The organism is Spirosoma profusum, from assembly GCF_014699005.1.
Classification (GTDB): domain Bacteria; phylum Bacteroidota; class Bacteroidia; order Cytophagales; family Spirosomataceae; genus Spirosoma; species Spirosoma profusum.
The window spans coordinates 149,987-161,792 of record NZ_JACWZY010000002.1 but is presented as its reverse complement, the minus strand read 5'-3'; the positions used below and the strand labels follow the sequence as shown (position 1 = coordinate 161,792).

At 49.7% G+C, this 11,806-nt stretch carries 7 protein-coding genes; 3 read left to right on the top strand and 4 right to left on the bottom strand.

Translation table 11 applies throughout. From position 1 onward, the window contains the following. Positions 1–92 precede the first annotated feature (92 nt). From IC229_RS03020 to IC229_RS03010, 3 genes are all read left to right on the top strand, one after another. Complete coding sequence (locus tag IC229_RS03020) at positions 93–1,175, top strand: shikimate dehydrogenase (RefSeq protein ID WP_190885448.1); 1,083 nt, start codon at positions 93–95, stop codon at positions 1,173–1,175. A 56-nt stretch (positions 1,176–1,231) separates the two neighbouring features. Further along, positions 1,232–2,548, top strand: a complete 1,317-nt coding sequence (locus IC229_RS03015; protein ID WP_190885447.1) for an NAD(P)/FAD-dependent oxidoreductase — start codon at positions 1,232–1,234, stop codon at positions 2,546–2,548. A gap of 105 nt (positions 2,549–2,653) precedes the next feature. Next, positions 2,654–3,427, top strand: coding sequence for a polysaccharide deacetylase family protein (locus IC229_RS03010; protein ID WP_317171514.1), 774 nt, complete (start codon positions 2,654–2,656; stop codon positions 3,425–3,427). Between the two features lie 98 nt (positions 3,428–3,525). Here the strand turns inward: IC229_RS03010 and IC229_RS03005 are convergent, their stop codons facing one another. From IC229_RS03005 to IC229_RS02990, 4 genes are all read right to left on the bottom strand, one after another. Continuing rightward, positions 3,526–4,995: a sulfatase family protein gene (locus tag IC229_RS03005; RefSeq protein WP_190885446.1), complete on the bottom strand. Its 1,470-nt coding sequence runs from the start codon at positions 4,993–4,995 to the stop codon at positions 3,526–3,528. Between the two features lie 24 nt (positions 4,996–5,019). Beyond that, positions 5,020–6,450 carry a sulfatase family protein gene (locus IC229_RS03000; RefSeq protein WP_317171512.1) on the bottom strand — a complete coding sequence of 477 codons (1,431 nt, stop codon included), beginning with the start codon at positions 6,448–6,450 and terminating at the stop codon, positions 5,020–5,022. A 209-nt stretch (positions 6,451–6,659) separates the two neighbouring features. Further along, the gene (locus IC229_RS02995; protein ID WP_190885444.1) at positions 6,660–8,138 is read right to left on the bottom strand and encodes a RagB/SusD family nutrient uptake outer membrane protein; all 1,479 of its coding nucleotides are present in this window, start codon (positions 8,136–8,138) and stop codon (positions 6,660–6,662) included. A gap of 123 nt (positions 8,139–8,261) precedes the next feature. Then, complete coding sequence (locus IC229_RS02990) at positions 8,262–11,804, bottom strand: SusC/RagA family TonB-linked outer membrane protein (protein ID WP_190885443.1); 3,543 nt, start codon at positions 11,802–11,804, stop codon at positions 8,262–8,264. Positions 11,805–11,806: the final 2 nt, after the last annotated feature.

Genomic DNA, 11,806 nt, shown 5'->3' with positions numbered 1-11,806 from the left:
ACAAACTCGACTGCTCAGGAAATGTCTCCTTTTTAGTTCGCTTGCCAGTTGTTACGTCCAATTACCATTACAACCTTCTACCAATTTAAACCATGAAAAAATTTGCTTTTCTAGTACACCTGCGCAGTAACTATAATAAAGACCTTAAACACATGGCGGCACCGCTGGGCTGGATTCCCGACTCAGTGTACCGGTATGCGCTACGTAATCGCCCTCTCCCGCCGTTCATCTGGAGTGACGTAACGCTAACCCCCGGAGCCACCGAGCCAGAAGGTTATATTATTATGTTACCGTATTCAGGTCGTCAATTATTGGAACAGCAAAAACTAATGGTGCCCCTGGTAGAACAGGCGGCAAAACTGGCGGCTTCAAAAGGGGCAGAAATCATGGGCTTAGGTGCCTTGAGTTCACCAATTACGATGGGCGGCAAACTGGTAGAGAACAACCCGCATCTATCAGTAACGAACGGTAACGCCTACACCGCCGTAATTACCCACGAACGAATTGCGCAACTTATTGACGAATCACCCGCCTATCGCCCCGTTGTTGCGTTAGTAGGTGCTACCGGAAGCGTTGGTTCACTGGTTTGCAAACTGCTCGCCAAACATAATCCTGAGGCTGAGTATCTGTTAGTGGCACGTAACGAACGTCGGTTAGTTGATCTAGCCAGCGAAATGACCGAAACGAATTTCGAAGTTAAGCCAACCACCTCCCAACATATCGACGACGTAAAACGGGCTGATATCGTCGTATTGCTGACCAGCGCGTCGGATTGTCTGTTGCAGTCAAGCCATCTGAAACCGAACGCTGTTGTTCTGGACGATACGCAACCACGTAACACGCACCCGCGCCTGCTAACCGAACGGCCCGACGTAACGATTATCGATGGTGGCCTGGTGAGCGTTCCTCATTTGAAAACCAACAATCGTGGCATCGGTCTGCCACGGGGACTTTCATACGCTTGTCTGGCCGAAACGATGCTGCTGGCCAAAGCTGGATACGAAGGCAATTTCAGCATCGGAAATCCAACTTTGGAACAAGCCGAATATATCCGTACTGTTTCGCAACAGTTTTCGCACCTCGGCTTCGACGTAGCACCCGACCATAGCTTTGGCCGACGTATTGCCCAACCAACGTATACCCACAATTCCAGAGAATCACTCGCCGAACTATAAAATCGTTTACCTGCTACGTCGATATCGAACAAAAGCTGGCTTATCCTAATCTCTTTATGCAATCGTCTCCTACTCAGATTGTTTTTCTTGGCGGTGGCTACGTATCCGTCTGGGCATATCGCACGATGGCGAACATGCTACGTTCGCAAATGGCCAATGGTCAGGTAACCGTTACGGTGATTTGCCCGCACGCGTATCATTTCTACCATGGCTGGACGGCCGAAAGTCTGACCGATATTATCCGGGACCACAACCGCCTTAGTCCATTAACGGAAATTATGCCCAAAGCGAATCTGATTCTGGGCGAAGCCGAAAAGTTGGACCACAGCGCACAGGTTGTGCATATCCGTACGAAAAATGGCGATCAGCAAACGCTACGTTACGATCATCTGCTGATGGGAATCGGTTCATTTGACAGTGAAGCCGTCGAAGGTATTCGCACGTATGGATACCAGATAAAATCGCCGGAAGCCTTCCAGCGGACCCGGAATAAACTTCACCAATTGGTGAAAGAGGCCGCCCAGGCCGATCCGGAGCAGGCTCGTCAGTTGCTGAGTTTTACCGTAGCTGGCGGTGGATTTGCAGGCGTCGAATTGGTAACCAATCTGGCCGAATGGGTCAATCTGGCGAAAAAATCGTATCCGGGCCTGAGCAACCTACAGCCGCAAATCCGGCTGGTTAATAGCGGTAATCAGGTTTTATCGGCACTTCAACCTGATTATAAACGTCTGATACGTTACACTGAAAAAACAATGCGGAAGTATGGCATTGCGTTAATCAACAACGCAAAACTGACGAAAGTAACGTCTGACGGTGCTTTTCTAAGCGACGGTACGTTCCTGGAAAGCAGTTTGGTACTCTCGACGGTTGGACAAAGCCGGTTTACACTGGCGGGGACCGAACCGATGCCCCGCGATACGTTGCAGCGGCTCTATACAAATGCGTATCAGCAGGTCGATAATTTACCCAATGTCTGGGGTGGTGGCGATGCCTGCCATGTAGCACATTATCAGACAGGTATAGCTTGCCCGGCTAATGCGTTGTGGGCCATCAAACACGGTGAATACGTTGGCCGCAATATTGCCAGAGCCGTTAAAGGAAAAAAACTGAAACCATTTACCTACAGAGGTTTAGGTCAGTCGGCTAGTTTAGGGCTTGGCAAAGGCATTACCGAGATGTACGGCGTTCAGTTTACGGGCGCCCTCGCCTGGATTATGCGCTGGTTTTTCTTCCATTACTTCATGCCTTCCCGCCGATTGATGCTCGATACCGTTGGCGACTGGTTTCACCTACTATTCCGGGGTAAACGCAAAGGGGCTGCTGATGCAACAACGGACGTTCAGACGAATCCTATTCAGGCCGTAGCAGCTTAAGGAGTCTCGAATTTGTTTAAAAATTCGCCTGATGACATTTTTTGTCATGCTTCTGCTCCGGCGGCCCGGCTTCGTCAGCATGACAAAAAACTCATTTGCAGTCTTGTGAGCGAAACTCTAAACAACCTCATTATTTTTCAGCCGAAAACACCTGGAAACGTAGCGGCTTCTATGAAAAAACGGCTCCTGATTCTATTAGCTATAGTGCTTTTAGGCTCCATCGGATTATGGAAACTTTCCAGATCGAGAACGTATCAGGTATTCGGCGAACTCTATCCACGTATTAACACGACTGAAAAAGTGGTCGCGCTGACGTTCGATGATGGCCCAACGCCCCGTACCGACAGTATTCTGACACTCCTCCGTGATTTAGACATTAAAGCAACCTTTTTTGTGATCGGTCGGGATTTAGTAACGTATGCAACCGAAGCACCGAAAATCCTGGCAGCCGGACACCAGTTAGGCAATCATACGTATTCGCATGAGCGGATGGTTCTGAAATCGTATTCGTTTGTGAAAGAGGAAATTGAAAAAACAGACTCGCTAATACGCAAGGCCGGCTTTCAGGCAGAAATTGTATTCAGGCCACCCTATGGAAAGCGGCTCTTTGCGCTACCATATTATTTAAAGCAAACCGGGCGAAAAACCATCATGTGGGACGTAGAGCCGGAATCCTTCTCTGAAATCGCTACTGATTCAGCAAAAATTACCAAACACGTATTGGCTAATACGAAGCCGGGTTCTATCATTCTACTTCATATCATGTACGACGGAAAGGAATCCATAAAAGCCATTCCACCAATTGTCAGGGAACTGAAAAGCCGGGGATTCACCTTTAAAACGGTTACGGAACTGCTACGTTATCAGCTAAGTCAGTGAGTATTTTTGTCATGCTGACGAAGGAAGCATCTTAAGGTATCCTAACGCGTGAATAAGGACGCTCTAAGATGCTTCCTTCGTCAGCATGACAAAAATACTCACTTATAGTACGGATTACCGACCGAATCGACGACCGCCCAGGGGTAATGCCATTTATCCATGTATACGTTGCCGGGTAGAAAATCGTCATTGGCATCCCGCAATTTCTTGGTCAATATTGCCTCCAGTTGCTTTTGTGTCGGAGCCATATCTGGCTTATTCACTACGTTAGTCAACTGGTTTGGGTCTTTCTCGTTATCGTATAAAAGCCAGGGGCCTTTCAGGTCGCGCACGTATGTATATCGGGGCGTACGAACCCCCCGGTACTCGCGGCCGCCCCGGCCATAGCCCCATTGGTGGAACGGTACAATACAGGCAATCAGCGCAGCATCGTCAGGACGGGCAGCGCGGGGTTGCCTGATCAAAGCGGAATAATCTTTCCCCTGAACACTCGCCGGAATCGACTGCTGAGTCATTGATAATAGCGTTGGCATTACGTCCGTCAACGTCATCGGTACGTCCAGCGTGCGGCCTTTGCGTCCAAGTCCAGCGGGATATTTAAGCAGAAAAGGGATACGTATCGATTCATCCCAAGGTTTCTGTTTGTTCAGCTCTCCCTGCGAATAGAGCATATCGCCGTGGTCGGAGGTGAAAATAAATATGGTGTTATCGTCCAGACTGGCTCCTTTTAGCGCGGTTTGCAGTCGGCCAATACAATCATCCAGCGCATTAATGTGAGCGTAATAACCACGTAGTGCCCGACGGGCATCGGTCGTATCTTTAGTTGGCACGTTGGAACGTAGCGCAATAGGTTTGCCAGCATATTTCTGCCGGTATTCTTTGGGCGCGGTTTGGTACGGGTCATGCGGAGGCCCCCAGGCAAGCACCAGCAGAAAAGGTGAATCCCGTTTCTGCGTCATAAAAGAAATCGCCGAATCAGTCTGGCTGATGGCGTCATACTGCTGCCACACAAAACGCGTATTGACTTCATTGTAATACGGCGAATCATTGTAGTTGTGCGTACATTCCAGCGTCCGCCAGTAGTCGAACCCCTGCCGACGTTCGGCCGGAATGGGCGCTACTCTTCCCGGTGCATAATCCTTTATCATGCTCCCGTTAATGTGCCATTTCCCGATAAAGCCCGTCTGATAGCCGTTTTGCTTACAAACTTCAGCCAACGTAACGGCTTCGTTACGTAGCGGACGGTCGTTGTAAAACACACCATGTGTATGCGCGTGCTGACCGGTGAGCATACTGGCCCGACTGGGTGAGCAAACTGGCACCGATGCTACGCAATAACGGGCATTCGTTGACTCACCAGCAAGTTTGTCAATATTGGGCGTAATGACGTCTCGATTTCCAGCATAGCCAAACGCTTCGGCCCGCCACTGATCGGCCATGACGATAACAATGTTGGGCTTTTTCGTTTCCGCCGGAACCGACGTAATGGATTTTACGGGTGAGTTAGAAAGCCAGAGCATCCAGCCAGTCAAAATGGCACTTCCAGCACCTATAGTGAAGTAATTCATAAACGTAGCGTTGGTTTAGGGGCGTTATTGGGCGGCTGCTTTTAGTCGATTGAAGGTTGGCAGCAATGTATTTTTCAGCGATTTACCCTGTGGTAACGTAGCAAGATTGGTCAATTCCTGCGGGTCGGTTTTCAGGTTGTAAACTTCCTCATACGAATCGGCCGACTCACGCAGATTGAAGTAATGCACGTACTTTCTGTCCTGACTTAATACACCTTCCGTTTGCGGAATAAATACCGTTGGCAGATTTACCAGGTGTTCGAAAAAGAACTCCGTCCGCCAGGGACTTTTGGCCAGTCGGGATGCCGCATCACCGCCGTCGCGGTTATCCATCAACGCGGTCAGGCTGCGGCCCTGCATTCGTTTTGGAATTGGCGCACCGGCCAGCGTCAGTAACGTAGGAGCCAGGTCGATGTTGAGCGTGTATTGATTCGTGGTACGTCCGTGCCAGTTCGGGCGACGCGGGTCGTAGATGATGAGCGGCACGCGGAGGGAAAGCTCGTGGCCGTACCATTTATCGGCAAAACCGTATTCACCCAGATAAAACCCATTGTCGCTTGTGTAAACAATGATGGTATTATCCGCCAGACCGCGCTCCTGAAGCGACTTACGCAGATTACCTACTACGTCGTCAATACCCGTAATGAGTCGGAAATACGATTTTGTGATTTGCTGAAACAGCGAATCATTCGCATAACGGCGGCTCCAGCGGATACGCGATTCATTCTGATCGTTATGCCGAAACCAGTCAGGGAATTGCTGGTAGTACTTGTCAGCGGAAGCAGCCGGACGTTTCAAAGTCTGGTTTTTGTAAAGCTCATCGAAGCGGTCGGCATAAGGAAATTCGATTTTAGCCCCGTCCTGCGCGTGTGGTGCTTTGAAACTTACTGATAAACAGAATGGCTTTCCTTTCGGATTATTCGTCAGAAATTCGTCCATCTGCAGACCCATTAAATCAGTCAGGTGAATCGGTTTTCCCTGCGCATCTTTAGCCGCGTATTGCCCCTGCCCTTTGAAGCCTTTCCAGTAATCATACTGATTTTCTGGCATCTCATCGCCGACGCCATATTTACCAATGAAACCCGTTCGATACCCCTGCTTACGTAGCACGAGCGGATACGTTTGCGCCAGCGCCGAATCTGAAAATGGCTTGGCAAAATCGACAATTCCGTGTCGGCGCGCATACTGACCACTCAAAATACTGGCCCGGCTCACGGCGCAGATGGGCGTAGTGACGTAGGAGCGCTGAAAGTAAAATCCCTCCCGAGCCAGTTTATCAATATTCGGCGTCTTGATTACCGAATTTCCCGCCACGCCTAACGCATCCCATCGCTGATCGTCGGCAAGAAGAAAAATAATGTTCGGTGGCGTTGCCTGGGCTGTCGGCTCAACCGACAAGGGACGTAGCGCTGTGGCTGCCACAACGACCAGAAGTAACGTAACAAATCGCTTCACAACGTAGTGTTTTGTTTGGGCCAAGCTGGAGCCTAAATCGTGGGTAGTTAAATGCTTATTTGAGGTTTTGGCGCTCATTTTTGTCATTCTGACCGGGCCGCCGGAGCGGGAACGAAGAATCTTAAAAAAATCTCGCCTGGGGGGGAGGGAGAATTAAGATTCTTCGTTCCCGCTCCGGCGGCCCGGTCAGAATGACAAAAATATTGACATCAATACCCCGGATTCTGATCTAATTTATTAACAGATACCTCCAGCACCGGAATTGGCGCTACCAGTTTGTTTGCAGTCAGCGAATACGACTCTGGATACAGGAAATTCTTGCTGGCTTTTTCCCGCTTGCCGTGGGCTGTCATGACATCCAGCGCTTTTCCGGTACGTTTCAAATCATACCAGCGCTGATTTTCAAAGCAAAACTCAACCTGACGTTCCTTGGCAATCAGTGTTTGCAATGCCGTTTTATCCAGGCCAGTCAACGGATTCGTCAGGCCGGCGCGATTACGTACCTGTTGCACATACGTAATGGCTTCGGCGCTGCGACCCTGCTCGTTTAGTACCTCGGCATACATTAGTAATACGTCGGAGTAACGTAGTACGGGCAGGTTATCGCCAGCACGGTCGTCGGGCGCATTAAGTGGCGCTTTGTACTTATTGCAGTAGGGAATCGGACGTACCACCCCATCCCAGTCGGCACCTGTCCAATAGGCAATCGATACGTCTTTCCGTTTATCGCCCGCTTCGAAAGCGTTTATCAAATCCTGCGTTGGCTGATTCCAGCCCGCCGAAATGATGTTGATGTTCGGACGTTTGGTAACGGCACCGGCAGAAGTATGCGGAGCGAACAGAAAAATAAACCGCTGAGCCAATTCTGCGCTGTTTTCGGAATACTGAATGGCAAAAATGGTCTCTTTGGTATCCTTGCTGGCGGGGTTGAACAGATCGGCGTAGTTTGCCTGTAAACTGTATTTTCCGGCCGTAATCACCGATTTCAGGATGGGTTCGGCATTGGAATAATCGTTTCGGGTCAGATATACTTTGCCGAGTAAGGCCAGTGCCGCCGTTTCATTGGCGCGTCCTACTTCTGCTACGTCAGCCGCTTTGGCAAAATGGCTGGCTGCTTCCTTGAGGTCGCTGATGATAGCATCGTAAACCTGTTGTTCCGATGAACGTTTTACGTTAACGGCATCCAGCGACGCAATCGGCGACAGTACCAGCGGCACGCCACCAAACTGACGAACCAGATTGAAGTAATACAACGCCCGCAGAAACAGGGCTTCACCTGCACACCGATCTTTAAACGACATTTTCGACCAGCTCACATTCGGGCGATCCAGCTCTGACAGAAGCTTGTTGCAACGGGTAATACCATTGTATGAGAGATTCCAGAAGTTGGAATACGTAGCATTGTCGGATACCAGAATAAACTGGTCGATGACGCCACGAGCGGCTTCGCCAATACGGGTGTTGTTCTGAAAGCTGGCATTGTCGGAAATCAGTTCGGCCAGCACCCAGTGATACGTTTTTTCGTAATCCCGCATCGGAACGTAGCAGCCGTTTGCCAGCAGAATGTATTCGACTTCGGTCTTGTAAAAGTTACCCTCGTTGAGGGTTGCCTGCGGGTATAACTCCAGGAAATTTTTATTACAACCCGAGAGTGTTAGTATGATAAAAGTGGCAACTAGGTATCTCATGGTAAAGAAGGGGTTAATGAATATTGTACAATGATCAATGAATAACTACCAGATCAATTGACTTATAATCAACAACTTAATCGAGTACGTATTTGCATTATTCATTTTACATTATCCATTATTTTAAAACTGAAGATTAAGTCCAAGTGACGTAGTACGGGCGAGCGGGTAGGACGACATATCAAAACCCGGCGACAGTGTATTGTTGACAGCGTTATTCTGCGACTGGCCTTCTGGATTTGCGCCTTCGTAGCGGGTAAACATGGCCAGATTCTGAATCGTCAGGTAGAACCGGCAACCGCTGATAAAGCCCGTTTTCTTGACTAAATTATCGGGCAATGAGTAACCGAGCGATACGTTGGCGATCCGCAGAAACGAAGCGTCCTCAACCCACATCGAGTTGACCCGGTGCCCCCAGCTTGGCGTCAATTTGGGAACTCCGTACAGCATACCTGTTCCCGGACTGGCCGTACTGCGCCAGCGATTTACCCACTCCTGCCGGACGTTGAAAAAGCCCTGCAGGTTATCGACCGTCTGCCGGAGGCCGTTCATTACCTGACCGCCGTACTGCCCGTTGACGATAACGCCGAGGTTGAACCGTTTGTAGGTCAGGTTGTTGCTCAGGCCGTAAGTAAATTTGGGGTGCGGATTCCCGATGATGGTGTAGTCGAGAAAGTCATTAATCATTCCGTCGCCGTTTACGTCTTTGTATTTCGGATTTCCGGCGTATACCTGTTGCGTTTTGATCAGATTCGGGTCAGCGATGTCGGCATCCGAATAGACACCTTCGAGCACAAAGCCAAAAAACTGACCAAGCGGCTGACCAACTACTGTTACGTGGGTTGGATTGCTGTCGTTACTACCCGACAAAATCCGGTCGCTATTATCGTTCAGCGCCAGAACTTTATTCCGGTTGAAAGCAATGTTGGCGTTTAGGTCCCATTTTAATTCGCCGATCAGCGGACGAACACCTAGCGATAGTTCGACACCCCGGTTACGTACATTTCCTTTGTTGACCACCTGCGAATTGAAACCCGTAATGGCCGGAATTACGTCGTTCAACAGCATGTTTTTGCTGGTCCGGTTGTAATAATCGAGGGTCAGCGATACGCGGCTGTTGAACAATTCTACATCAAGACCGCCGTCTACCTGCTCCGATTCTTCCCAGGTCAGATACGGATTGGAAAGACCCACGTATGAGGCCGTAACCTGCGTATTACCAAACACATACGAACCCGGATTGATGGACGCGAGGTGTGAATAATCTCCGATATTATTGTTGCCGCTACGTCCGTAACTTACCCGAAGTTTGAGGCTATTAACGTAGCGGTTGTTACGTAGAAAATCCTCTTCCGAAATCCGCCACGCACCCGCCAGCGATGGGAACGTAGCGTAACGACTCTGCGCACCAAACCGCGACGAACCATCGGAACGTACCGTGGCTGTCAGCAAATACTTGTCTTTGAAGCCATAGTTGATACGTCCCAGGTACGAAATAATGCTCCACTCGTTCACGTTCTGTCCCCACGTATTGATGGTCGGAGCCGCGTTGATTGTCTGCACCAGATCGTTGGGGTAAGGACCTGCCGTTAGCGACAAACTATTAGTCTTGCTCATCTGAGTTGTATACCCAGCCAGTGCTTCAATCCGGTGATCGCCGAATACTTTTTTATATGTCAGCGTGTTTTCGATCAGCCAGTTGAACGTTTCGCTGTTGTTGTTGGACGAGCTACCGGTCCCGGCTACTGGCGGACGGTTTGGGCCGCCGACTGTACTGGGCACGTATTGAGAAAATCTAGATGTTGACCAGATGGTATTCAGCGAAGTTCGTGCTGTCAGGTTTGGGATAATGTTCCATTCAAGAAACGCAATTCCCAGATTCTGAAACTGCCGCTGCGTCTGGGCCGTTTCCCGAAGGATGAACAACGGATTCGCAAAACTCCAGGCGGAGTGATACTTGTTCTGTGGCGATGTAAGATATGGAATCAGATTGCCATTGGCATCGTAAGGCGATAGCGTTGGGTTGGCCCAGTTGGCTACGCCAATAACATCTTCCCGATTGTTGTTTGTATTCGTACGATTCTGAATAATGAACGTCGGCTGAAGCGATGCGCCTATTTTAAACGCCTTACCCAAATTTGTCTCCAACCCAAGACGAGCGCTGTATCGTTCAACGCCCGTATATTTGAGAACGCCGTCTTGTTTGAAATACCCCAAACTGGCATTCAACCGAGAATCCTCCGTTCCTCTGTTGATGTTCACGCTATAGTCCTGAATCGGAGCAGCTTGCAGCAACAGATCGTACCAATCAGTGCCTTTGCCAACCAGTTGTTCAGGCGTACGGTACTCTACCGGATAATCGTTGATGGTGGGTTCGCGATTTTCAGTACGACGTACCGCGATGTCGATTCGATTACGCTGAAAATCAACAAATTCCTGTTGATTCATGAGTTTCGGACGGCCTTTCATCGGTACCTGCTGTACACCCCGCATCACACTGGCCGTCACCTGCGTTCGGTTATACTGGCCTTGTTTGGTCGTAATCATCACTACGCCATTCGATCCGCGAGAGCCATAAATAGCCGTCGAAGAGGCATCTTTCAGAATCGTAATCGACTCAATATCATTCGGATTGATGAATACCAGGGGATTCAGATTCTGGTTCAATCCCGACGAATACGGCATGCCATCCACTACGTAGAGGGGCTCGTTTCCTGCCCCCAACGAACCGCTTCCCCGAATCCGAACCGACGTACCAGCGCCCGGCGCGCCAGAGGGCTGCTGAATCTGTACTCCGGCAACCTGACCGATCATTTTCTGGTCGATAGTTGTAACCGGCAAGTCTTTGATCGTGGTCTGATCAATCGAAGCAACCGAACCCGTTACGTCGCGCGCCCGTTGCGTACCGTACCCGACCACTACAACCTCTTTCAACGCTTTGGTGTCGGTCGCGAGCGTGATTAGCAACGTAGTACGGTTCCCAACGACTTCCTCTTTCGACAGATAACCAACGAACGAAAACACCAACGTAGTGCCCTGGTCAGGAACCGTCAGCCGAAACGCGCCAGAAGCGTCGGTCGTGGTTCCTTGATTTGTACCTTTAATCAGTACGTTAACGCCCGGTAAGCCTTCTCCCCGTTCGTCGGATACTTTCCCTGTCACTACGTCGGCCGCAGGCGCAACCGTCGACGTAGCGTTTTCTAACGTAGCGATAGTGCCGATTCGAGCTGTCAATACGTCGCCTGTAGACGTAGTGGCAGTCGGTTTTTCGCCAATCGCAGAAGGCGTTATGGCTGAGAGGTCTTTCTTGCGTTCTTTTTTGTCGGTCAGAATCAGGTAGAATCCCTCTCTCACTTTTTTGTACCGGAGCCGATTGGGAATCAGAATCTTGTCCAGATTGTATTCCAGTTTCCGATGGTAATCCAGATCAGCCGTAGATACTACGATGTTATCCACCAGACTTCCTTCCGACAGAATATCAACTTTGTAATACGTTTTAATCGTTTGAAGAACCTCCTGCAGTGGTCGACTTTCGGACGTAACACGAACGGATTTCACCGGTAACTGATGCTGCCAGGCTATGAGCTGCGCCCAGCCGGAATACCCGGAGACAAGCAGACTCAACAACAGCAGACTTGTACGTAGTGGAAATAGATTTTTTTTCATTG